Source organism: Pseudomonas sp. MS01C9, from assembly GCF_058202755.1.
Genome location: NZ_CM177073.1, coordinates 5470741 through 5492536 on the forward strand (window position 1 = coordinate 5470741; position 21796 = coordinate 5492536).

A 21796-nucleotide genomic window follows, 5' to 3' on the forward strand; every position below is an offset into this window, starting at 1 on the left:
ACGAGATTCCTGGCATGGCTACCGTCGACTTGCAACTGCGCGACATTCACAAGGGCTTCGGCACTTTCAAGGCGCTGGACGGCGTATCGCTGGAGGTCAAGGCCGGCGAACTGGTCTGTCTGCTCGGGCCGTCCGGCTGCGGCAAGACCACACTGCTGCGCTGTATCGCCGGCCTGGAGCGCCAGGGGCAGGGCAGCCTGCATTTCGCCGCGCGAGACGTCTCGACGCTACCGCCACAGGCGCGTGACTACGGCATTCTGTTCCAGTCCTACGCGCTGTTCCCCAACCTGACGGTCATTCAGAACATCGCTTATGGCCTGTCTGGCCGTGGGCGCGATGAGGTGCGCCGCCGGGTCGATGAAATGCTCGAGTTGGTCAGCCTGGGGGGCAGTGGGCACAAATACCCCGCACAACTTTCAGGCGGACAGCAGCAACGCGTGGCATTGGCCCGCGCACTGGCGCCGGGTCCCTCGCTGCTGCTGCTCGATGAGCCGATGTCGGCCCTCGATGCCCAGGTGCGCGAGCATCTGTGCGGCGAGCTGCGCGCCCTGCAACGCCGGCTTGGCATCACCACCCTGATGGTCACCCACAATCAGGAAGAGGCCATGCTGATGGCCGACCGCATCGCGGTGATGAACCAGGGGCGGATCGAGCAGTACGCCACTCCCCAGGCCGTCTACAACACGCCCGCGACGCCTTTCGTGGCCGAATTCGTCGGCCAGGGCAACTGGTTGCCGTTCCAGCGTGACGGCCAGCATGCCCGTGTCGGTGGCCTGAGCATGCGTTTGCCGGATACCGGGCCCGGTGGAGACGGACGCCTGTTCTGCCGGCCCGAGGCGATACGGGTCAACCCTCGATTCGAGCAGGACAACCTGTTCCCGGCGCGCATGCGCGAACTCACCTTCTTGGGCAATCGCTGTCGCCTGAGCTTCGAGCTGGAGGACCTGCCGGGCCACGCCTTGCTGGCGGAAATGTCTCCTGAAGCGCTGCCGCATTTGCACGGCCAGCAGATACGCGTGGCCTTGCCGCCGAGCAGCCTGCAGGTGTTCGCCTGATGGAACAGGTGGCGATGATGGAGCAGGGGGTGAAATCCCCGCGGCGTTCGACGGACCTGGCCGACCGGCTATTCGTGCTGGGTGGCCGATGGGTGATGCTGGCGCTGCTGGTGCTGGCCGTATTGCTGCCGCTGCTGGCCATTCTTTGGCGAGGCCTGGCGGGCGACCCGACGCAAGGCGGTGGCCTTGCGGCTGCGGCGCAACTGTATCGCAGCGCCCACTTTCGCTGGCTGCTGGGCAACAGCCTGACCAGCGCGCTGACCGTGGTGATGATCGTGTTGCCGCTGGCCTATGGTTTCGCCTATGGCTTGCTGCGTACCTGCCTGCCGGGCAAGAAACTGTGGCGCGGCCTATCGTTGCTTCCACTCCTGGCGCCTTCGATGTTGCCAGGGATCGCGCTGATCTACCTGTTCGGCAACCAGGGCATGCTCCGTGACTGGATGCCGGACAGTCTCTACGGTTTCTGGGGCATCGTGCTGGGGCAGGTCATCTACACGTTCCCCCATGCCCTGATGGTGTTGCTCAGCGCCCTCGCGCTGGCGGACGCACGACTGTTCGACGCAGCGTCCAGCATGGGGGCGTCGCCGTGGCGGGCCTTTCGCAGCATCACCTGGCCCGGCACCCGCCAGGGGGCATTCGCCGCAGGATGCCTGGTGTTCACCCTGTGCATCACCGACTTCGGCGTGCCCGTGGTGGTCGGTGGCGATTACCAGGTGCTGGCGTTGGAAGCCTACAAGGCGGTACTGGGTCAACAGCAATTCGGCCGCGGCGCCCTGATTGGGTTGTTCCTGCTCCTGCCGGCGCTGTTCAGCTTCGCCGTCGACTCCTGGCTGCGCCGCCGCCAGCGCGACGCCATGAGTGGTCGCGCCCAGGTTTATCATCCGCAACCGCGCAGTGGGCGCGATGGCGCCTTTCTGCTGCTGGTCGCGCTGGTCGGCACGCTGCTGCTCGGCGTGTTCGGCATGGCGGTGTATTCGTCGCTGGTGAAATTCTGGCCTTACGACCTGTCGCTATCGCTGGACAATTACGTGTTCTCCGATCTTCCCGGCGGTTGGCTGGCCTATCGCAACAGCCTGGTGCTGGCCACCGCGACAGCGTTGTTCGGCAGCGTGGCGATTTTCACCGGCAGCTACCTCCTGGAAAAGACCCGGCAGAACCCGTTGACGCAAGTGCTGCGCCTGCTGTGCTTCATTCCCATGGCCGTACCCGGCCTGGTGCTCGGGCTGGGTTATGTATTCTTTTTCAACCTGCCGGCCAATCCCTTGCATGGGCTCTACGGCAGCCTGGGGTTGCTGGTGGTATGCACCGTGGCGCATTTCCTGACCACGGCGCAGATGACTGCCGCCACCGCGTTGCGTCAGCTCGATGCTGAATTCGAGTCCGCCGCGCTGTCGCTCAAGGTACCGCTGCTGCGACATTTCCTGCGCGTGACGGTGCCCATCTGCCTGCCGGCGCTGCTGGACATCGTCCGCTATCTGTTCGTTTCGGCGATGACCACCGTATCGGCGGTGATCTTCCTCTATAGCCCGGACAGCATGGTGGCATCCGTCGCCGTGCTGAACATGGACGATGCTGGCAACGTCGGCGGTGCCGCCGCCATGTCGACCCTCATTCTTCTCACCTGTGCCAGCGTGTCGCTCCTGCTGGCCTGGGCTTCGCGTGGTCTGTCGCGCCGCTCCCAGGCCTGGCGCGCGGCGCCGGGCCTCTGATCTCGCGGAGTACTGCCATGCACTACCAACACCCTGATCGTCTCCAGGCCGTCATTCTCGACTGGGCGGGAACCGTGGTCGATTTCGGCTCCTTCGCTCCGACGCGGATTTTCGTCGAGGCATTCGCCGAATTCGACATCGCCGTCAGCCTGGCTGAAGCCCGTGGTCCCATGGGCATGGGCAAGTGGGATCACATCCGCACCCTGTGCGACCAGCCTGCTGTGGCCGAGCGCTTCGAGAAGCGTTTCGGGCGCCGGCCGAGCGATGCCGACGTGACGGCCATCTACGAGCGCTTCATGCCCCTGCAGATCGCCAGGGTCGCCGAGCACAGCGCGCCGATTCCCGGCGCCCTGGCGACCGTAGCGAGCCTGCGTGAACGCGGCCTGAAGATTGGCAGTTGTTCTGGCTATCCCAAGGGGGTCATGCAGCAGGTGGTCGAACTGGCGGCTGCGGCCGGCTATCGACCGGACCACGTCGTCGCCACCGACGAAGTGCCCAAGGGCCGCCCGAGTCCGGCCCAGGCGCTGGCCAATGTGATTGCCCTGGGGCTCGACGACGTGGCCGCCTGCGTCAAGGTCGACGACACCGAACCTGGCATTCTCGAAGGGCGCTGCGCCGGCATGTGGACGGTGGCGCTGCGTTTCTCGGGTAACTTCCTGGGCCTCACCTGGGCGCAATACCAGGCGTTGCCCAATGAACGGCTGGAGGCCGAGCGTCAACGGATCGATGACTTGTTCGCCAGCAGCCGCCCCCATTACCTGATCGACACTCTGGCCGACCTGCCACCGGTCGTCGACGCTATCAACGCGCGCTTGGCTCGCGGTGAAAGTCCGCAAGGCTGCTGAAGCTGTTTTCCCTGTTCGCTCGCCCATCCTTCACCCACAGGAACCACACCATGTTCAAGCGCATCGCCCTTGCCGCCGGCCTGCTCGCCGCCGGCGCCCTGCATGCACAGGCCGCCACCGAGCTGACGGTCTACAGCGCGCTGGAAGTCGAACAACTCAAGCCCTACCAGCAGGCATTCGAGAAACAACACCCGGATATCCGCATCAAGTGGGTACGTGACTCCACCGGGGTCGTCACCGCCAAGCTGCTGGCCGAAAAAGACCGTCCCCAGGCGGATGCCGTCTGGGGACTGGCGGGCTCCAGCCTGGCCATCCTCAAGCAGCAGGGCATGCTCGAAGCCTACGCACCGGCCAGCCTGGACAAGATCGGTGCCCATTATCGTGACAGCGACAATCCACCGTCCTGGGTGGGCATGGATGTGTGGGCCGCGAGCATCTGCTTCAACACCATCGAAGCCGAAAAACAGGGGCTGCCGAAGCCGACCAGATGGGAAGACCTGACCGACCCGGTCTACAAGGGCAAGATCGTCATGCCCAACCCGGCGTCCTCAGGTACCGGCTACCTGGACGTCAGCGCCTGGCTGCAGACCTTTGGCGAAGACGGTGGATGGGCCTACATGGACCAGTTGCACCAGAACATCGGCCAATACACTCATTCCGGTTCCAAGCCTTGCAAGCAGGCCGCGGCGGGGGAGTTTCCCATCGGTATTTCCTTCGAGTATCCGGCGGTGCAGCTCAAGCGCAAGGGGGCGCCGCTGGCCATCGTACTGCCCAAGGAAGGCCTGGGTTGGGAGATCGAGGCAAGCGCGATCATCAAGGGCACCCGGCATCTGGACGCCGCGAGGAAACTCGCGGACTTTGCTGCCAGCCGCGAAGCCATGGACCTGTACAAGGCCAACTTTGCCGTACTGGCCCAGCCAGGTATCGCCGAACGGTTCCAGGAACTGCCGGCCGACTACGAACAGCGCCTGATCAAGAACGACTTCAACTGGGCCTCCCAGAACCGCGATCGCATCCTGACCGAATGGCGCAAGCGCTATGACGGCAAGTCCGAGCCGGTCAGCCAGTAAGCGGCGCACTCATCCGCGCCTTCCATCGTGACTCACCTGGCCGCCCCGGCGGCCACTTCCCCCATCAAGGAGATTTCCATGCATCAGCACGACTGTGACCTGCTGATCGTAGGCGCCGGCATCCTGGGCCTCGCCCATGCCTGGGCAGGCATGCGTCGCGGCCTCAAGGTCCGGGTATTCGAACGCAGCCATACACCGCTGGGTGCATCCATCCGCAATTTTGGCCAGGCACTGGTCACGGGCCAGGCTCCCGGGCCCATGCTCGACCTCGCGCGTCAGTCCCACGGGCTCTGGGCCGAGCTGGGCAGGGCGGCCGGGCTGGCGATCAGACAACAGGGTTCACTGGTGTTCGCTCGCACCGAGGCCGAGGAGGCCATGCTGGACGCGTTCTGCCTTGGCCGTGCCGAGGAACTGGGCTACCGCACTGAGCTGCTGCGCGGCCCGGCCCTGGACAACCTCTACCAAGGCCGCTTCGTCCATCACCGCGCGGCTCTGCATGGGCTCGACGATCAGCAGTTGTTCTCCCGGCAGGCGCTGCCACAAATCATCGACTACCTGGCTGGGCAGGGCGTCGAATTCCACTTCTCGACGCTGGTACGGGACGTCGGACCTGGCAGCGCCTTGACCACGGCAGGCCGCTTTTCGGCAGGCCAGATCATCGTCTGCTCCGGTCACGATTATCAGACGCTACTGGCCGAGCAGATGGCTGCGTTGAGACCGTCAGTCTGTCGTTTGCAGATGTTGCGGGCGCGCCTGGCGCAGCCTCTGGATCTGCGCCACGCGGTGCTCACGGGACTGAGTTGCGTGCACTACGGCGCCTTCAGCGACCTGCCCGAGGCCGATGCGATCCGCCGGGAAATCCAGCGTGATTACCCGCAACTGGAAAAGCATGGCATCCATCTGTTGATCAGCCCTACACCCCATGGCGAGTTGATCATCGGCGATTCTCACGACTACGGCACAGATGCCGCGCCATTCAACCAAGAGGACGTGGATAACCTGCTGATCGACCTGGCGGAGCACACCCTGGGTGGACGCCTGCAAGTATTGGAGCGCTGGCAGGGCGTCTATGGTGCTCGCGGCCCAGGCCCGTTCAGTGTGTTGCCTGCCGCCGACGGTGTAACCGCCGTGTTGATGCACACCGGCCTGGGCATGAGCGTGGGGCTCGGCCTGGGCGAGCGGACCGTTGCGGCGTTGCTGGGGGAGGGGGCGTGGCCCGTATCCAGCTGAATGCGGTTCCGGCGGGGCGCATCAGCGCCCCGCACGAGGCTCACTGTGGCCACTGCTCGAGCAGAATCGAGACGAATTTCTCGGCGGCAGGGGACAGTGACGCGCCGCGTCGATAGACCAGCCCCAGTGAGCGGTTCACCACCGGCTCCACCAGCGGTACGCTGACCAGTGTCGGGTGGTCTCCGGCCGGCATCGCCAGGCTGGGCATCGCCGACACGCCAAGGCCAGCCTCGACCAACCCCAGCGACGTGGACAGGTGTTGTACTTCGTAAAACCACTGGGGGCGCCAGCTCAGGCCCGACAAGGCATGATCGAGCAGCATCCGGTTACCGCTCAGTCGTCCCACGCCGATCAGTCGGTAGTCGCTCAGTTCCGACCAGGTGACGGCGCTGCGTCCTGCCAGTTCATGATCGCGGCGGCACGCCAGGACGAAGGGTTCGTTGACCAGCGGCACGAATTCGATGTCCGGGTGCTGGCCGCTCATCATGTTGATGCCGAAGTCGGCTTCGCCGCGCAGGACCGCCTCCAAACCTTCGTTGGCACTCAGGTCCAGCAGGCGTATGCGGATCTTCGGATAACGCTCGTTGTACAGGCGGATCACCGAGGGCAGGAAGTAGAAGGCGGCCGTTGGGATGCACGCCAGGGTCACCCGGCCGATCTGCCGCTGCGCCAACTCGCGGATGTTGAGGATCGAATCGTCGAAATCGTCCAGCAGGCGCCGCGCCTTGGGCAGGAAATCACGGCCGACACTGGTCAGGCTGACCTTGCGGGTGGTGCGATCCAGCAAAGCCGTCCCCAACCCTTCCTCGAGTTTTTTCATCCGTCGGCTCAGCGCCGGCTGTGACAGGTGCAGTGCATCGGCTGCTTCGTGAAAGCTGCCAAGTTCGGCGATCTTGACGAAAGATCGTATGTCCTGAAGTTCATATTCCATGCAGGTTCCACTCAAGCTCGCGACGTGTCTTGCAAATCATCCTAAGGCTATTCATTTGTAAAACGCAATAAACGCGCCGATCTTTGCATTGGAAACACTTTTTAAACCCTGCCACTCTTGCCTCTAGAACATCAATTATCCAGATTGATCAACAAGAGTTAGTGTTCATGCAACGTATTCCTTGTGTGCTCATGCGCGGCGGTACCTCCAAAGGACCGGTCTTTCTCGCCTGGGATCTGCCGGCCTCCGTCACCGAGCGTGACGAGCTGCTGCTCGATCTGATGGGTTCCGGCCATGAACTGGAGATCGACGGCATCGGGGGGGGCAGCCCGCAAACCAGCAAGGTGGCGATCGTCAGCCCCTCGCTGCACCCCGAGGCGGACGTCGATTACCTGTTCGTCCAGGTGATGGTTTCCCAGCGTCGGGTCGACACCGCGCCCAACTGCGGCAACATGCTCTGTGCGGTGGGTCCCTTTGCCATCGAACAAGGGTTGGTCAAGGCCGGTGGCGACCTGACTCGGGTGCGCATTCGCAACCTCAATACCGGGACTTTCGTCGTTTCCGAGGTGCAGACCCCTGGGGGCAAGGTCAGCTATGAAGGCGACACGGCCATCGATGGCGTACCGGGCACCGCCGCGCCAGTGCAACTGACATTCCTGGATGCGGCCGGCAGCAAGACGGGCAAACTGTTTCCCACCGGCCAGGTGCTGGACCTGATCGACGGCATCCCGGTGACCTGCATCGATATGGCGATGCCCATGGTGATCGTCGAGGCCAGCCAGCTCGGCAAGCGCGGCGACGAAAGCCCCGCCGAACTGGATGCCGACCACGACTTCCTGCAGCGCCTTGAATCCCTGCGGCTCAAGGCCGGCCTGGCCATGGGCCTGGGGGACGTCAGCGACAAGGTGATTCCCAAGCCGGTCCTGGTGTCGCCAGCCAGCTCCGGCGGGACACTGCAGGTGCGTTATTTCATGCCACACAACTGTCATCGGGCGCTGGCGATCACAGGCTCCATCGGCCTTGCCACCGCGTGTGTAACCGAAGGCAGCGTCGCCGCACGACTGACCGGCGGCCCAGGCGAGCCTCGCTTGCAGCGGGTTCGCATCGAGCACCCGAGCGGTGCGATCGATGTCGTTCTGTCCTACGTCGGCGAACACGGGGAGACCATCCGCGCCTCGGTGGTGCGTACCGCACGCCGGCTCTTTTCCGGTTTCGTCTACGCCAAGGCTTCGCACCGGCTGGCGGGTTAGCCGGCTGCCGGGTCGTTGCATCAGCACAATTGCAAGAATGGGTGATGCCATGAAAGTCGCGCAACACACCTAGCCGGGCACGGCAAATTCAATATCAGGGCGGGACGACATGAATGACCTCTGCCAGGCACACTCAGCCTATTGCCTGGCAGGTTGGAGCCGTGCGCCCGGATGTTGGTAAGGCTACTGAATAACAACAAGAGATCTGACATATGCTCGCTTTACTTGGCTTGGCCATGGTGGTGGTCTTCACCTTCCTGATAATGACCAAACGGCTGTCGCCCATCGTGGCCTTGACGGTGGTGCCAATCGTCTTTGCGGTCATCGGCGGCTTTGGCGGGACCACCGGCAAGATGATGCTGGACGGCTTGAAGATGGTCGCTCCTTCGGCTGCGCTGTTGCTTTTCGCGATCCTGTTCTTTGGCCTGATGATCGACGCCGGCCTGTTCGATCCGTTGATCCGCAAGATCCTCAAGCGCGTCAATGGCGATCCGATGAAAATCGCCGTGGGTACGGCACTGCTGTCGCTGGTGGTGGCACTGGACGGTGACGGCACGACGACCTACATGATTACCTGCGCCGCCATGCTGCCCCTGTACAAGCGTATCGGCATGAACCCCATGATCCTGGCGACCGTGGCGATGCTTTCGTTGAGCATCATGAGCGGCATGACGCCCTGGGGCGGGCCGGCGACCCGCGCGATCGCGGCCCTGGGCCTGGATGCCGGCGACTATTTCGTACCGCTGTTGCCGACCATGATCGGCGGGGCCATGTGGGTGGTGTTCACGGCCTTTGTGCTGGGCCGCGCCGAGCGCAAGCGCATCGGTAACATCCAGTTGCAGAGCGGTGGTGGGGATTGCTATATCCAGGCGATCATCGAAGACACCCCGCACAAGCGTCCGAAACTGGCCTACGTCAACCTGCTGCTGGTGATCGCGGTGATGGTCGCCCTGGTGATGGGGCTCATGCATTCGGCGATCCTGTTCCTGATCGGTTTCGTCCTGGCGCTGATGATCAACTATCCGCAACTGGATATTCAGAAAGAACGCATTCTTGCCCACTCGGGCAATGCCATGACGGTGGTGCTGCTGGTGTTTGCCGCAGGCATCTTCGCCGGGATTTTTTCCGGGACAAAAATGGTCGACGCGCTGGCGCAGACCCTGGTCGACTGGATCCCGCCATCCTGGGGACATCTGTTCCCGCTGGTGGTTGCGATCACCAGCATGCCGCTGACCTTCGTCCTGTCCAACGATGCCTATTACTTCGGCGTGGTGCCGATCCTGGCCAACGCCGCGGCGGCCTACGGGATCGATCCGGTGGAAATCGCACGGGCCTCCATCCTCGGTCAGCCGGTGCACCTGATGAGTCCGCTGGTGGCTTCGACCCTGTTGTTGGTGGGCATGGTCGATCGCGACCTGGGGGATTTCCAGAAAGCCACCGTCAAGTGGGCCGTGCTGACTTCCCTGGTGATTACCGCGCTGGCCCTGCTGACCGGGGCGTTGACACTGTTTTCCTGATCGACCCGACCCTTGCGCCTTCCTGCCTGGCACACCTCGCCGTCGAGGTGTGCGCCGGGCTGCACGTCCAATAACAACAACGAGAAGCTTGATATGACCATTTTTGCCACCCGTGGGGCTTTGCTTCCCATGCTCGGCCTGATGCCGTTGGCCGCGGCCAACGCCGAAGGTTTCATCGACGACAGCAAGCTGAAGCTGCAGCTGCGCAACGTCTATTTCAACGAGAATTTTCGCGACGAGCAGGGCCTGAGTCCGCGAGCGGCGCGCACGGCCAAGAGCGAGCGCACCGAGTGGGCCCAAGGCTTCCTGCTGGATTACCAGTCCGGGTTCACGCCGGGTTTCGTCGGTTTTGGCGTCGATGCCCTGGGGCTGCTTGGGGTCAGGCTCGACTCGGGACGCGGGCGCAGTGGCAGCGGCCTGCTGCCGGTGCATGACGATGGTCGTGCCGCCGATGAGTTCGCCAGCGCGGGCATGACCGCCAAGGCCCGGATTGCCAGGACCACGGTCAAGTACGGCACCTTGCTGCCCAAGACCCCGGTGCTGGTCTACAACGATGCACGACTGTTGCCCCAGACTTACCAGGGCACGCAGATCAACAGCACCGACATCGACAATCTTGCGCTCACTGCCGGCCATCTTGAGCGTTTCAAGCTACGGGACTCCGCCAACAGCATGCCGATCGTGCCTGACGGCTACAGCGGCAACGAGGCTGGCGACTTCAGCTATGCCGGCGCCGATTACAAGCTGGGCAAGGCTATCCGCTTGAGCTATTTCTTCGGTGAGCTCGAGAACTTCTATCGACAGAACTACGCCGGTATCCAGCATGACCTGGCACTGGGCGCCGGGGTGCTGACCAGCGACCTGCGCTATTTCAACAGCGTCGACTCAGGTTCGGCCTACAGCGGCAGGATCGACAACGATATGTTCAGCGGCCAGCTGTCCTACGCCGTGGTCGGTCATACGTTCAGCGCCGGCTACCAGAAGCTCAGCGGCGAAGCCGGCTTGCCATATATCAGCGGCGCCACCGTCTATTCCTTCAGCAATGTCGGCATTGGCAAGTTCATCGAAGAAGACGAGAAGACCTGGATGGCCGGCTATGGCTATGACTTTGCCCGTCTTGGCGTGCCTGGCCTGACATTTTCCAGCCGTTACCTCAGCGGCAGCGACGGCAAGTCCGGCAGTGCCGTAAGGGAATGGGAACGGGATGCCGAAATCGCTTATGTCGTCCAGCAAGGCATCTTCAAGGGGGTGGGCGTGAAGCTGCGCAATTATGTCTACCGTTCGGATTTTTCACGGGGGCGGGACAGCAACCGCATCTACTTCACCTATGACGTCGCGCTCTGGTAGGACGGTGACGCAAGCGAAGGGGCGTTCGCTACATCCGCTTGAACGTCTGCCGCGACACAGCCTCTGAGAGTAATGCAGGGTGGACACCGTTCGCCCGTTCAGACCCGGAGGCTGGATTCACATGAACATTCTGATGGTCCTCACATCTCACGATCAGTTGGGCGACACCGGCAAGAAGACCGGCTTCTGGCTGGAAGAGTTCGCCGCTCCGTACTACGTGTTCGTCGATGCCAACGCTGCGGTCACGCTTGCTTCTCCCAAGGGCGGGCAGCCGCCGCTGGACCCCAAGAGCAATGAAGAGGATGCCCAAACCGATGCCACCCGTCGCTTCGATGCGGATACCAAGGCCCAGGCGGCCTTGGCCAACACGGTGCCGTTGGGGGAGGTGGACCCTTACGACTTCGACGCGGTGTTCTATCCAGGAGGCCATGGACCGCTGTGGGACCTGGCCGAGGACAGCGACTCCAAGACCCTCCTCGAAGCGTTCTATGCATCGAACAAACCCATCGCGGCGGTCTGCCACGCGCCTGGGGTATTCAAGAACGTCAACGCACCGGACGGACGGCCTGTAGTGGAGGGTAAGAAAGTCACCGGGTTCACCAACTCCGAAGAGGAGGCGGTGGGGCTGACACAGGTGGTGCCGTTCCTGGTGGAAGACATGCTCAAGGCCAAGGGAGGGGACTATATCAAGGCTGCGGATTGGGCCAGCCATATCGTCGAGGATGGGCACCTGATCACCGGCCAGAACCCCGCGTCCTCCGAAGCCGCGGCCCAGGCGCTGCTCAAGCGCTTGAAGCAGGAACAGACGGCCTGAGCCAGGACTGCCGGACGAAAACGGGCACCGCCGGTTGCGACTCACGCGGCCGGCAGCGATCGTAGGTGAGGGCAGTATGGCCAGCAGGACACGCTGCCCACGCCTGGAATCAGATGACCTGCCCGCCGGACACCTCGATACGCTGCCCCGTGACCCAGCGGTTATCCTCGGCCAGCAGGCTGGCGACCATCGGGCCGATGTCGTCCGGGACACCTACCCGACCGAGCGCCGTCATCCCGGCGAACTGCGCATTGAGATCGGGCATGTCGCGCACGGCGCCGCCGAGGAAGTCGGTGGCGATAGCGCCAGGAGCAACGGTATTCACGGTGATCCCTCGGCTGCCCAGTTCCCTGGCCAGGTACACAGTGAGGATTTCGACCACCCCCTTGGCCGCGGCATAGGCTGAAAAGCCTGGAAAGGACACTCGCGTCAGGCCCGATGAATAGTTGACGATACGCCCGCCGTCCCTGATCAGCGGCAAGAGCGCCTGGGTCAGGAAGAACACGCCTTTGACATGCACGTTGAAGAGATCGTCGAACTGTTGTTCGGTGGTTTCTGCAAACGCCGCCATGGCGCCGTGCCCCGCATTATTGATGAGAAAGTCGAAATCGGCTCGACCCCAGACTTCATGCAGTGCACTGGACAGCGCGGTGGCGAACGCAGCAAAGCTGGACACGTCACCGACATCGAGTTTCAGCGCAATGGCCGCCTGCCCGAGGCGTTCGATTTCTGCGACGACCTGGCGAGCTTCGGCCTCGCCGGTGCGGTAGGTGACGACCACGTCATGTCCCTTTCGGGCGATGGCAAGCGCGGCATTGCGCCCCAGGCCACGGCTGGCGCCGGTCACCAGTGCGATCTTGTTCATGGAGTTATCCTCTTGGGCTGTTGAATCAATCGTAGAGAGAACGTTGAGCCAGTCACCGTCAGTCATGCGGCGACAAGGCCCAGCGCGTGCTTGATGGCATTGGAGAACGCCGGGATGTCGGAAGGCATGCGACTGGAAATCAGGTTGCCGTCCACCACCACCTCCTGATCCACCACCGTTGCGCCAGCGTTGAGCAGGTCGCGCCGGATGGATCGCCAGCCGGTCAACGTCCGGCCCCGCAGGACGTCAGCCTCCACCAATAGCCAGGGAGCATGGCAGAGGGCCGCAACGACCTTGTTTCGCCCCATGAATTGCTGCACGATTTCCACGGCCGCCGGGATCGTCCGCAAAATGTCCGGGTTGACCAGGCCACCTGGAAGCACCAGCGCTTCATAGTCGTCCACCGAGACCTGTTCCAAGGTCTTGTCAGGCGTGATCGATTGAGCAGAGGGCGCGGACACACCGGTGGCGGCGTCCCAGACCACACCCTTGATCGGCTCTTTATCGATCGAGGCAAGGTAGACTTGCGCGCCGGCGTCAGCGAGCGCGGTACGGACATCGAAAAGCTCCGAATCTTCGAAGCCCTTGGCTGCAATCATCAGGACCCGGGGTGGATGAGTGGGTGTCATGGTCTTCTTCCCCTTGCGTGACTGGCGTTTTTTTCGATGGGCGAGGGATCTCGCTCCGTTGCCCAGACTTTAGAGAACGACAGCGTTTTTTAGAAAGACTTTGTCTGTCCTCACCCATGCCCCGGAGGCATCGCTGAATGGAACTGCGTCATCTTCGTTATTTCGTGGCCGTTGCCGAGGAGGGCAACCTGACGTCCGCGGCGACCAAGCGCCTTCACACCGCGCAGCCGTCCCTGAGCCGGCAACTGCGCGATCTGGAGCTGGAGGTCGGCGCGGAGCTGTTTGTCCGCAAGGCCAGGGGGGTCGAGCTGACGCCGGCAGGCGCCGCGTTCCTGGATCAGGCCAGGCTCGCCCTCAGCCATGCGCAAGAGGCGGTGGCGGCTGCACGACGGGCGGCGCGGCCAGCGAAGAAAGTGTTTTCGGTGGGTTTCCTGACGGGGCAGGAGGCGGACTGGTTGCCCAGTGTGACCCGCTTGCTTCGCCACGAACTGCCCAACATCGAATTCAAGGTCATCAGCCTGCAGTCGCCCTCGTTGGCCGACGCCATTCAGCGAGGCGACGTCGATCTGGGTTTCCTGCGCGTGGAGCCTCGCCCGGATGTGCGTTACGAGGTGGTCGCCAAGGAGCCGCTGCTGGTCATCATGCCGAACGACCATCGCCTGGCCAGTGTGGGCGATATCGACCCTGCCGAGCTGGCCAGGGAGACGTTCATCGGCTGTTCCGAGATCCCCCATGTACTGCGCGACGTCATCGCGCAATATTTCGCCAGTTGCAACGTGCAGGTCAGCTCTTCCTACTGGCTGGATGACTATGGCACCGGTATTTCATTGATCAGCTCCACCCGGGGTGTCGCCATCCTGCCGGCGTACGTCGAGCCGCTGCTTCCCTGGACCATCGTGAGCCGACAGCTCAAGGGCACCCGACCGACCATTGATCTGGCGGTGGGGTACCGGACCGATAATCCATCGCCCATCCTTAAAACCTTTCTGGAAAATATCGAACAAATAAAGAACGCGGGACCGGGCGGCAGTCGGCGTCGGTCCGACGGCTAGGCGCTGCCCGCCTGGCCAACCGCGCAGATCGTTCAGACAGCGCCTGGTGTCAAGATGCCGATCAGGCGCGTTCACCGATGGAGGCACAACGAGCATGCACGACACCTTTGACCTGTCCCGGTTCGTCGAAGCCCAGCGCCCTGTGTTCAGTCGTGTCATGGATGAACTGCGCGCCGGGCGCAAAACGGGTCACTGGATGTGGTTCATCTTTCCGCAACTGCAAGGCCTGGGTCGTTCCGCGATGGCAGCTCGGTTCGCCATCTCCGGCCTTGCCGAAGCACGCGCATATCTGCAGCACGAGGTACTAGGCCCCCGGCTGGAGCAGTGTGTGAACACTGTCCTGGAGCACCGCGATATAAGCGCCGGGCAGCTGTTCGGCTCGCCCGACGACCTGAAGTTTCGCTCCTGCCTCACACTGTTCGTCCATGCCCAGCCCGATTCCCCTGTGTACCAGCGAGGCCTCGATCAGTTCTATTGCGGCGAACCCGACCCCAAGACGCTTCTGCTATTGGGTGACTGACCCCGAAAAGGAGAGCACACGATGTCACTTGATCCAATCTTGTTCATGGGCGGCTCTGGCGCCATTGGTCATCAGACTGCCCGGGCGCTGCGCGCCGCTTACCCGGACGTGCCGCTGCTGATTGGCGGCCGCGATCTTGCCAAGGCCCAGCGCACCGCAGAGGAAATTGGCGGGGCGCAGGGAGTGGTGATCGATTCCCGCGCCCAGGACCTGGGCCTCGGTGAGCGCCAGGTCAGCGCCGTCGTGATCTTCTATATGGACCACGCCTTGGCGGGACTGCGTTATGCGCAGAAATGCCGGGTGCCGCACCTCAGCATTTCTTCCGGTGTCTTCGAGATCGCGCCGGAGATCGCGACGTACATGCACACACCCCAGGCCTCGCCCATTGTCCTCGGCTACGAATGGATGGCAGGGGCGACGACGGTGGCGACGCTGCGCATTGCCCGGGCCTTCAGCCGGGTCCAGGACATCAGCCTCCACGCGCTGGTGGATGAGCAGGACACCGGAGGCCCGACTGTCGCCACCGACTTCGAGCACCTGAATAAAATGCTGCCGGCCGCGCTGACACGGCGCGATGGCGTCTATGTCTGGCGCGAAGGCGAGGACGCCAGGGTCAGCTTTCACGCGGTGGATGGCACGCCAATCCAGGCCTCTGGTTTCTCGTCCATCGATGTCGTCGGCCTGGGGGCGGCCACGGGCGCCCCCAATGTGCAGTTCAATATGGCCACTGGGGTGAGCTCGACTCGACGCCAGGGCCGGCCGAAGTCCACCGAGATCATCATCGAACTGTCTGGCGAGGACCTGGTGGGTAAACCACTGCGCACCCGTCATGCCGTCGTGCACCCGGCAGGCGCAGCACCGCTGACCGGCCTCAGCGTCGCAATGACCCTGGAGCGGCTGCTCGGCTTGGACGGTCAACCGCCAACGCCGCCAGGGCTCTACTTTCCCTATCAGTTGCTGGATGCCGACGCGTACCTGGCCCGTTTGGAGAAGGAGGGCGGCGAGTTGCGCAAACTATAGGTGACCGGGCCAAACCTGCGGGCCGGATGCCTGCTTCATGCCCAGCAAGCGCTTTTGCCGCCAGGCCGGGGCGCTGGTGGGAAAAAGCGCTTCATCCGGCCGAAAGCGTGCCAGACCACAGGCGGCGGCGATGCGCTGGCGCTGTTGGCCCCTGACCAGCACCTGCCCGAAGGCGGCTTCGCTGTGGACCAGTCCGAGCATGTAGCGAGTTCCCGACTGGAACTGTCCGCCGTGGGTCTGCCACCAGCGTTCGATTGACGACGGATCGGGCCAGGGCAGATTTTCATCGGGGTCCATGGCGACGTTCGGATCCTGTGGATTATCGTTCGGACCGGCATCGAAATCCGGCAGGTCCTTCAATTCCAGATCGAGCAATGCCAGGTCGGCTCCAGTGATCAGGCTGAAGGCTTCGCCGGCGACACGGGCGAACGGCAAGTCGCGCATCTGTTCCATCAGCCAGGGGATGCAGACCGGATCGCCCAGCAGCCCAAGGGCCTGGATGCCGACACGTCGAAGCCGGGGATCCTGCACCCATTGGCGTATCCCGGCGATGCTGGACTCGCGTTCTTGCCACGCCAACAACACGCAAAGGGCGCGCTGCTGAAAAAGGCTCGGTTGCTCGGCGAACTGGCGCAGCGGCTCCAGGGCCTGCCGATCACCCATCTGGGCGGCGGCCCAGCTGGCCCAGAAACCCGTGGTCGCATCCGGGTGTCGGCAATGGGCGCGGATCTCGGCCAGCAGGTCACGCCGGCGCAGCTCGCCGGCGGAGCGGGCAGCCCGGGCCATCACGCTTGGGTCAGGGTCGCGAAGGCCGCCCAGCAGCGCAGGGCCAGGGTCCTGACGATGCATGCCGCAGGCCGCCAGGCCGAGTCGACGAAACAGCGGCTCAGGCGCAGCGAGCATGCGGTCGATCCAGGGTGAGAGCCGCTGCCAATCGAGCCACCCCAGGGCCATCAGATAACCGCGCTCCGTTTCTGCGGCATTGCGCAGGTGTTCGCTGAGCCGTGACAACACTTTGCCATTGGCCGACTCGAAGGCCAGCACCACACTGGCGAACATCTCGCCGAGGGTGTCTGGGCCGAGTTGCATCAGCAGCGTTTCCAGCCCTGGTGGCCCTGCGATGCGCAAGCCATCGAGGTGGGCGTCAAGGCGGCTGTCGAGTTTGCCAAGGTGATCGAGATCGTAGTGCGGCGCGCGCGAGGCATCGTCGCGCAGGACAGCAAGGAAGCTGGCTTCTTCAGCATGTTGCTCGATCACCAGAGACAGCGAGTCGCTCATGAACACTGCATCGCCGCGATGGCCGCAGGCGAACTCAGGTGTTGTGCGGGCATATCACGCGCTCCCACCGGCTGCCATCGAACTTGAGAATGTCGTCGACTCCAAAGGAGTAAAGCAGCCCGTCACCGACATCGAGCTTGTGGGCGCCGGGCGCGGGGAGGAGGCCGGTGTCGACATCGAAGAAGTCTTTTCCGTCATATCGAACGAGGCCATGCACGTGGGCGATGTACAACTGCCCGTCGTACAGCGCCATGTCCCAGAAATTCATGGTTCGTTCCGTATCGAGTACCTGCCACTGATTTCGGTTGCCCACCAGCAGCACGCCATCGTTCCCGCAGGCGTAAACCTCCTCTGCGCTCTTGCACAGGACCCGTGACAGCGGGCGATTGGTCGCAGAGTCCAGGGTGCTCCAGCGTGCCCCGTCGTAATGCATGATGAGGCCCTTTTCGCCGACGGCATAAATATCATCGGACGACAGGCCATCCAGGCTTTCCAGGGTGGGGGAGGCTATCTTCGCTCCCGGCGGGCTGATGCCGACCCAGCCACCGTTCGAATGACGGTAGACCTGGGACGACTGACCGCAGATATACAGCTCATTGGCGATTTCCCGGATGCACAGCAGTTCGCCAAGCCGGCCCGTTTCGATCCGCTGGTTTTCGAATTTCCCTCGGACATTGGCGAGTGTGAAGTCCGCCGAGCCGGTTTTCACATGACGCAGGTGGCCCTTGCGTCCGAGCATCCAGAGGCTGCTGTCACTGTGCCTGAAACAGATGGCGCCTATGACGTCGTCGTCCACGTCGTTGTAGACCCAGTTTCCATCGAAGCAGAAGGCGACCCTGGACATTTGCTCGTCCGGCAGGGAGTTGTACTGCCCAGGCACGACGATCGTGCCCGCCTTGATGACCAGGCCGCAGGTAAAAAACAGCGAGTCTTCATTATCCATGATGGGCTCTCTATATCATTGGGGCCGGATTCTTCGGCTTCTTCTCCAGGGCTGGTGCGCGAACTTCGCCCCTGCGCATGCCTGATTCCGGGCCTACGCCCAGATCCTGGTGCCCCTTGTCGATCTGGGCCTTCAGGCAGTCTTTGTCGCAGCCAGTCTCATCGGCGACCGCCTGGGCTGCGAGGTCGCTGATCTGTGCGTAGGTGAAGTCATCGGCCCCGCCCAACATCGCATCGCGCTTGACCACATAGCCGCGACCGATACGACCATGTTGCATGAGCTTTTCGGTCGGCCCCTCACGGGAGTTGTGGTCGGCGCCTTCCACGCAGACGCAGGGAGCTTTGTTGTGATCGTAGGTAGGAACGAAGGCGTCCCCGCGCACTTTCAGTTTGCCGGTCTTGGGGTTGATCGGCCGGGGAGTCGACAGGTCTGCCACCGGCACCGGGTGGTGGGGTGTCTTCCCGCCACATTTCGAACAACGGGTCTTTGGCGAGTTTGGCACCAGCATGCACTTGCGTGCTTCACAGCATTCCGGGCTTGTGTTGTCGGCTGGGCCGGGGATGGCACCGCGCGACAATGACTTGGCCGGCGGTGGGCAGGCCGCCTTGATTTTCTTTACGGTGCCGGACTTGACGCACGGATTCTCGGGGTCCGCCATGGCTACCGCGTCCAGGTACGGCCACGCCAGGGTGTTGGCCGTCGAGCCGTGGTTATGGGTGGTCAGGTCCATGTTCCGGACGACGTTCTCGCCCTCGAACTTCACATTCATCGACCAGGCAGTGAAATACACCTTTCCCTTGATTTTATTGGTGATGATGCCTTTCTTCGGCGCATTTCCAGCCTCGTCCCCGTAACTGGTCTTGAAGTAGCTCTTGTCCTTGAGCATGACTTCCTTGCCGCTGATCTTCACCGTTCGCGAGCCCCGGGTGGTGTCCTTGGCCAAGCCGGTGTTGGGGTAGGGGATAGGCACCCCCAGTGGAGTGGCGGCGGTTTGCGGCGGGGTGAAACAGACGTCCGGGAAGCAGGCCACCGACTTGCCGTCCGCCGCCTTGCAGGATATTTCCATATTGTTGGCGTAGACCTCGTTCGCCATCAGGCAGCCCTCGTTGTCTGGTAACTGAGCAGGGCGACAGCACGTTCGCCGGCGTCGTTGCCCAGATGGCAGAAGATATTCGGGCCATCGCCGTATCCCTTGCGGCTGGCGGCCAGGGCCACGGCGAGCATGGCCGGGCCGATGGCGGCGCCGACTTCGCCGATGCAGTCGGCCGGATGCCAGAGATGGAAGTGCTCCTTGCGCACCCGCAGGGTACGGCCCAAGGCAAGAGAGGCCTCCTTGAAGTAGTACTGTTCTCCGGAGATGTCGGTGAGCCGATAATCCATCTGTTCCAGCCCACAGCCGGCTTCGCCCAGGGCCGCGCGTATGGCTTGACTCAGGCCTTCGGCGCGCAGGGGCATGTCTTCGGCCTCCACCGTGGCCTTTTCCATCCCGAACCCCAGGCCGATGCAAGTCAATTGCGGCTCTGTGCTGGCGACAGGGCGTGTCAACACCACAGCGGCGGCGCCTTCACCAGGGATGAAACCATTGGAGTTCTGGCTGGTGAGCAGGCGCTGGCGGTCTTCGAAGGCGTCCAGGGTCGGTGCGGCGAGAAAAGAATCCACCCCGGCGACGAGTACATAGCGATGCCCCCCCTGGTAGATCAGCGTGCGCGCATCGAGCAGGGCCACGGCACCGCTGACCCGGCCACGGGCGATGATGCAGGAGTCAGGATGAAAGCGCAGGCCCAGCTCGGCCTCGATGGCTTGCAGCAAGCTGTTGTCCAGGCCATCGAGGCGACCCGGGCGCTCGGCTTCCGCCAGGCCCAGTAGCAGGGGCGTCTGCTGCGGATCGATGCCGGGAGCGCTCTGCAATGCCTCGGCGATGGCGCGGGCGGCCATCTTGATCAGCTTGGCGCGCCCCCGCCAGGGCTGCTCCAACATCACGCCGGCGGCGATCAGCCACTCGCCACCACGGTCGATAAAGCGGGTCTCCTGGAAGTTGTCGATGGCGCAACGGATCGCCGCGCAGCTCGCCGGTGCGCTGAGGCCGACCGCGCTGACCATGCCCGAACCGATGATGCACAGCGCGCTCATCCGTCTGTCTCCTCGAAAGCCCGCCTGGTTTTGACCAGGGAGCGGAGCGATGGGTAATAATCCTTGCCCAGCTCCCGGGCGCGCCACCAGCCCGCAGGCATCGTTCCGACCAGCACCTGGGCGATCTCGAACAGATTGCGCCGCAGGGGCCGGGATACACGCCAGGTCAACTGCACCTGGCGAGCGTTCGTGTCGATCAGCAGGGTATCGATCACCCCGCGCACCGTCTCGTGACCGCCTTTTTTCAGGAAGAAGGTGACCGGCACATCCATCTCGGGAATGCGAAAGCCTGCGCGTTCCTGAGGCGTGAGATTGAGCAGCAGCACATCTTCGCCGCCACGCAGATAGTCGGCCTGCTGGTCCTCGGGGGCGGCCTGGAAGTAGCGATTGTCGAAATCCCCTGGCAGGAACGGAAAGCAGTCCGCCAACCAGGCGTCGTCATAGGTACCGGCGAAACGGACCCGCTGCGGCCAGCTACGCCCGATGGGGCCGAGGGCCATGGGCCGGAAGTCCCCCGAGGGGCTGTCGATCGGCTTGCCCAGTTCCTCGGTGTTCGGCATCGGTCTTGCGACGATACCAGTACTGTCGATGTCGCTGGGGTACCAACCGCAACCGCTCGGGTTGTGCGAATAGCAACGCAGCATTTCGGGGGCGTTCAGCGTGGGGTGGGCACCACCGAAGGCCTGGGCGTAGGAGATGTCCTGCTCGACAAAGGGCTGCGGCGCGCCTGGGGCAACGCCCATTATTCCCTGCTGCCATTGCCGAGGACCGAGCACGGAAAAAGCCTTGCTGACCCGGCCGATGCGAATGCCTGCGGTCAACTGTGTCACGGGCCGGCCTGCGGGTGCATAGGCCTTGCCGCGCACCAGCACATCGCAGCATGGCTTGACCGGGGCGAAGTCCATCTCCTGCAGCGGCGCGCTGAGCCCCGGCTCGCCCAGGAAGGTATCGGCCATCAACAGCGGCTGCTGGGCATCCGCCAGGGACGCGACGCGGCCATCCAGTGGCAGGTTGAAAGTGCCCTTGGCCACCACGACCAGGGATTCGCGACCGTCGCTCCCCATGCCCAGGGTATAGGCAGCAGCCAGTTTGCTGGCGTTGAGCAATTCCATGGGCTGCGGCCTCTAGTTGATCTGCACCGAGCCGCCCTTGATGCGGTTGGCCCCGCTGGAGCGGCTGGAAAGGTAGGTGCCGCGGATGATCACTTTGCCCGCGCGGGTCAGGGTGATGCTGGCCTTGCCGCAGCGCAGGACGATTTCCCGTTCTGCGCTGAAGTCCAGGCGCTCTCCGTCCAGATGGGCGATCGCCGGCGTCACGGTTTCCTGCAAGCGCTGGATGCGCCCGACCACCAGCGGACGGGCCACGTCCCCGGCTTCGAACATCAGCGCGACCTGGGCGCCGATGTCATCGCGAGTGAGTGGGGTGGTGGTGCGTGCGGCAAGGCCTGTGTCAACGGGGCAGCCGGCGAAGGCCACCACCGGAGCGTCCGCCATGGGCACATCCAGCAGCACGCCAATCACGACGCCGTCCACCCGGGTCGGGGTGGATGTCGAGGAAACGGGGAGGTGGTATTCGACGGTCATGGCGCCCA

21 protein-coding genes are annotated in these 21796 nt (G+C 63.4%); 12 read left to right on the forward strand and 9 right to left on the reverse strand.

Annotated elements, in window-relative coordinates; translation table 11 throughout:
* Nucleotides 1-14: 14 nt before the first annotated feature.
* From AC1M7R_RS24655 to AC1M7R_RS24675, 5 genes are all read left to right on the forward strand, one after another.
* On the forward strand, nucleotides 15-1055 hold the full coding sequence (locus AC1M7R_RS24655) for a putative 2-aminoethylphosphonate ABC transporter ATP-binding protein (protein ID WP_072391776.1): 1041 nt from the start codon (nucleotides 15-17) through the stop codon (nucleotides 1053-1055).
* The gene (locus AC1M7R_RS24660) at nucleotides 1055-2764 is read left to right on the forward strand and encodes a putative 2-aminoethylphosphonate ABC transporter permease subunit (protein ID WP_410000446.1); all 1710 of its coding nucleotides are present in this window, start codon (nucleotides 1055-1057) and stop codon (nucleotides 2762-2764) included. The genes AC1M7R_RS24655 and AC1M7R_RS24660 overlap by 1 nt, the downstream gene beginning before the upstream one ends.
* Before the next feature lie 17 nt (nucleotides 2765-2781).
* Complete coding sequence (phnX, locus tag AC1M7R_RS24665; protein ID WP_072431262.1) at nucleotides 2782-3609, forward strand: phosphonoacetaldehyde hydrolase; 828 nt, start codon at nucleotides 2782-2784, stop codon at nucleotides 3607-3609.
* A 50-nt stretch (nucleotides 3610-3659) separates the two neighbouring features.
* Nucleotides 3660-4679, forward strand: coding sequence for a putative 2-aminoethylphosphonate ABC transporter substrate-binding protein (locus tag AC1M7R_RS24670; RefSeq protein ID WP_337349544.1), 1020 nt, complete (start codon nucleotides 3660-3662; stop codon nucleotides 4677-4679).
* Between the two features lie 78 nt (nucleotides 4680-4757).
* Complete coding sequence (locus AC1M7R_RS24675; RefSeq protein ID WP_072431261.1) at nucleotides 4758-5909, forward strand: TIGR03364 family FAD-dependent oxidoreductase; 1152 nt, start codon at nucleotides 4758-4760, stop codon at nucleotides 5907-5909.
* A gap of 40 nt (nucleotides 5910-5949) precedes the next feature.
* Here the strand turns inward: AC1M7R_RS24675 and AC1M7R_RS24680 are convergent, their stop codons facing one another.
* On the reverse strand, nucleotides 5950-6840 hold the full coding sequence (locus AC1M7R_RS24680) for a LysR family transcriptional regulator (protein WP_076407026.1): 891 nt from the start codon (nucleotides 6838-6840) through the stop codon (nucleotides 5950-5952).
* Between the two features lie 167 nt (nucleotides 6841-7007).
* On the opposite strand from AC1M7R_RS24680, the gene AC1M7R_RS24685 reads away from it, so the two are divergent.
* From AC1M7R_RS24685 to AC1M7R_RS24700, 4 genes are all read left to right on the forward strand, one after another.
* A complete protein-coding gene (locus tag AC1M7R_RS24685; protein ID WP_072431260.1) occupies nucleotides 7008-8090 on the forward strand; it encodes a 4-oxalomesaconate tautomerase in 1083 nt (360 codons plus the stop codon).
* Nucleotides 8091-8302: 212 nt separating this feature from the next.
* Nucleotides 8303-9607 (forward strand): CitMHS family transporter, encoded by a 1305-nt coding sequence (locus AC1M7R_RS24690; RefSeq protein ID WP_490610012.1) that lies wholly within the window; start codon nucleotides 8303-8305, stop codon nucleotides 9605-9607.
* A 93-nt stretch (nucleotides 9608-9700) separates the two neighbouring features.
* Nucleotides 9701-10954 (forward strand): OprD family porin, encoded by a 1254-nt coding sequence (locus AC1M7R_RS24695; protein WP_271901162.1) that lies wholly within the window; start codon nucleotides 9701-9703, stop codon nucleotides 10952-10954.
* Nucleotides 10955-11075: 121 nt separating this feature from the next.
* On the forward strand, nucleotides 11076-11768 hold the full coding sequence (locus tag AC1M7R_RS24700; protein ID WP_072391798.1) for a type 1 glutamine amidotransferase domain-containing protein: 693 nt from the start codon (nucleotides 11076-11078) through the stop codon (nucleotides 11766-11768).
* A 109-nt stretch (nucleotides 11769-11877) separates the two neighbouring features.
* On the opposite strand, the gene AC1M7R_RS24705 is transcribed toward AC1M7R_RS24700, so the two are convergent.
* Nucleotides 11878-12633, reverse strand: coding sequence for an SDR family NAD(P)-dependent oxidoreductase (locus tag AC1M7R_RS24705; protein ID WP_490610013.1), 756 nt, complete (start codon nucleotides 12631-12633; stop codon nucleotides 11878-11880).
* Between the two features lie 62 nt (nucleotides 12634-12695).
* A complete protein-coding gene (locus tag AC1M7R_RS24710) occupies nucleotides 12696-13262 on the reverse strand; it encodes a type 1 glutamine amidotransferase domain-containing protein (protein WP_072391804.1) in 567 nt (188 codons plus the stop codon).
* A gap of 137 nt (nucleotides 13263-13399) precedes the next feature.
* On the opposite strand from AC1M7R_RS24710, the gene AC1M7R_RS24715 reads away from it, so the two are divergent.
* The 3 genes from AC1M7R_RS24715 (at nucleotide 13400) to AC1M7R_RS24725 (ending at nucleotide 15854) form a co-directional block, all read left to right on the forward strand.
* Nucleotides 13400-14314 carry a LysR family transcriptional regulator gene (locus AC1M7R_RS24715; RefSeq protein WP_123595614.1) on the forward strand — a complete coding sequence of 305 codons (915 nt, stop codon included), beginning with the start codon at nucleotides 13400-13402 and terminating at the stop codon, nucleotides 14312-14314.
* 94 nt (nucleotides 14315-14408) lie between these two features.
* Nucleotides 14409-14834 carry a DUF1810 domain-containing protein gene (locus tag AC1M7R_RS24720; protein WP_490610014.1) on the forward strand — a complete coding sequence of 142 codons (426 nt, stop codon included), beginning with the start codon at nucleotides 14409-14411 and terminating at the stop codon, nucleotides 14832-14834.
* 21 nt (nucleotides 14835-14855) lie between these two features.
* On the forward strand, nucleotides 14856-15854 hold the full coding sequence (locus AC1M7R_RS24725; protein WP_123595610.1) for an NAD(P)-dependent oxidoreductase: 999 nt from the start codon (nucleotides 14856-14858) through the stop codon (nucleotides 15852-15854).
* Here the strand turns inward: AC1M7R_RS24725 and AC1M7R_RS24730 are convergent.
* Genes AC1M7R_RS24730 through AC1M7R_RS24755 form a run of 6 tightly spaced genes read right to left on the reverse strand, consistent with a single transcriptional unit; the run spans nucleotide 15849 to nucleotide 21788 of the window.
* The gene (locus AC1M7R_RS24730) at nucleotides 15849-17132 is read right to left on the reverse strand and encodes a TIGR02270 family protein (RefSeq protein WP_490610015.1); all 1284 of its coding nucleotides are present in this window, start codon (nucleotides 17130-17132) and stop codon (nucleotides 15849-15851) included. The two genes, AC1M7R_RS24725 and AC1M7R_RS24730, sit on opposite strands and share 6 nt — an antisense overlap.
* Before the next feature lie 34 nt (nucleotides 17133-17166).
* Complete coding sequence (locus AC1M7R_RS24735; RefSeq protein WP_072431254.1) at nucleotides 17167-18075, reverse strand: WD40/YVTN/BNR-like repeat-containing protein; 909 nt, start codon at nucleotides 18073-18075, stop codon at nucleotides 17167-17169.
* A 10-nt stretch (nucleotides 18076-18085) separates the two neighbouring features.
* Nucleotides 18086-19168, reverse strand: a complete 1083-nt coding sequence (locus AC1M7R_RS24740; protein ID WP_083526348.1) for a PAAR-like domain-containing protein — start codon at nucleotides 19166-19168, stop codon at nucleotides 18086-18088.
* Entirely contained in the window at nucleotides 19168-20205 is a 1038-nt protein-coding gene (locus AC1M7R_RS24745; RefSeq protein ID WP_072431253.1) for a beta-ketoacyl synthase N-terminal-like domain-containing protein, read from the reverse strand. The genes AC1M7R_RS24740 and AC1M7R_RS24745 overlap by 1 nt, the downstream gene beginning before the upstream one ends.
* Complete coding sequence (locus AC1M7R_RS24750) at nucleotides 20202-21317, reverse strand: DUF2169 family type VI secretion system accessory protein (protein WP_490610016.1); 1116 nt, start codon at nucleotides 21315-21317, stop codon at nucleotides 20202-20204. Before AC1M7R_RS24750 ends, AC1M7R_RS24745 begins: the two co-directional genes overlap by 4 nt.
* Nucleotides 21318-21329: 12 nt before the next feature.
* Nucleotides 21330-21788: a DUF6484 domain-containing protein gene (locus tag AC1M7R_RS24755; RefSeq protein WP_103894574.1), complete on the reverse strand. Its 459-nt coding sequence runs from the start codon at nucleotides 21786-21788 to the stop codon at nucleotides 21330-21332.
* Nucleotides 21789-21796: the final 8 nt, after the last annotated feature.

Excerpts from the sequence above, each read along its gene's own strand:
- AC1M7R_RS24660 (WP_410000446.1), top strand. The coding sequence starts at position 1,055 with ATGGAACAGGTGGCGATGATGGAGCAGGGGGTGAAATCCCCGCGGCGT.
- AC1M7R_RS24690 (WP_490610012.1), top strand. The coding sequence starts at position 8,303 with ATGCTCGCTTTACTTGGCTTGGCCATGGTGGTGGTCTTCACCTTCCTG.
- AC1M7R_RS24730 (WP_490610015.1), bottom strand. The coding sequence starts at position 17,132 with ATGAGCGACTCGCTGTCTCTGGTGATCGAGCAACATGCTGAAGAAGCC.
- AC1M7R_RS24725 (WP_123595610.1), top strand. The coding sequence starts at position 14,856 with ATGTCACTTGATCCAATCTTGTTCATGGGCGGCTCTGGCGCCATTGGT.
- AC1M7R_RS24755 (WP_103894574.1), bottom strand. The coding sequence starts at position 21,788 with ATGACCGTCGAATACCACCTCCCCGTTTCCTCGACATCCACCCCGACC.
- AC1M7R_RS24675 (WP_072431261.1), top strand. The coding sequence starts at position 4,758 with ATGCATCAGCACGACTGTGACCTGCTGATCGTAGGCGCCGGCATCCTG.
- AC1M7R_RS24715 (WP_123595614.1), top strand. The coding sequence starts at position 13,400 with ATGGAACTGCGTCATCTTCGTTATTTCGTGGCCGTTGCCGAGGAGGGC.
- AC1M7R_RS24680 (WP_076407026.1), bottom strand. The coding sequence starts at position 6,840 with ATGGAATATGAACTTCAGGACATACGATCTTTCGTCAAGATCGCCGAA.
- AC1M7R_RS24695 (WP_271901162.1), top strand. The coding sequence starts at position 9,701 with ATGACCATTTTTGCCACCCGTGGGGCTTTGCTTCCCATGCTCGGCCTG.
- AC1M7R_RS24750 (WP_490610016.1), bottom strand. The coding sequence starts at position 21,317 with ATGGAATTGCTCAACGCCAGCAAACTGGCTGCTGCCTATACCCTGGGC.
- AC1M7R_RS24705 (WP_490610013.1), bottom strand. The coding sequence starts at position 12,633 with ATGAACAAGATCGCACTGGTGACCGGCGCCAGCCGTGGCCTGGGGCGC.
- phnX (WP_072431262.1), top strand. The coding sequence starts at position 2,782 with ATGCACTACCAACACCCTGATCGTCTCCAGGCCGTCATTCTCGACTGG.
- AC1M7R_RS24685 (WP_072431260.1), top strand. The coding sequence starts at position 7,008 with ATGCAACGTATTCCTTGTGTGCTCATGCGCGGCGGTACCTCCAAAGGA.
- AC1M7R_RS24700 (WP_072391798.1), top strand. The coding sequence starts at position 11,076 with ATGAACATTCTGATGGTCCTCACATCTCACGATCAGTTGGGCGACACC.
- AC1M7R_RS24710 (WP_072391804.1), bottom strand. The coding sequence starts at position 13,262 with ATGACACCCACTCATCCACCCCGGGTCCTGATGATTGCAGCCAAGGGC.
- AC1M7R_RS24735 (WP_072431254.1), bottom strand. The coding sequence starts at position 18,075 with ATGGATAATGAAGACTCGCTGTTTTTTACCTGCGGCCTGGTCATCAAG.
- AC1M7R_RS24670 (WP_337349544.1), top strand. The coding sequence starts at position 3,660 with ATGTTCAAGCGCATCGCCCTTGCCGCCGGCCTGCTCGCCGCCGGCGCC.
- AC1M7R_RS24745 (WP_072431253.1), bottom strand. The coding sequence starts at position 20,205 with ATGAGCGCGCTGTGCATCATCGGTTCGGGCATGGTCAGCGCGGTCGGC.
- AC1M7R_RS24720 (WP_490610014.1), top strand. The coding sequence starts at position 14,409 with ATGCACGACACCTTTGACCTGTCCCGGTTCGTCGAAGCCCAGCGCCCT.
- AC1M7R_RS24655 (WP_072391776.1), top strand. The coding sequence starts at position 15 with ATGGCTACCGTCGACTTGCAACTGCGCGACATTCACAAGGGCTTCGGC.
- AC1M7R_RS24740 (WP_083526348.1), bottom strand. The coding sequence starts at position 19,168 with ATGGCGAACGAGGTCTACGCCAACAATATGGAAATATCCTGCAAGGCG.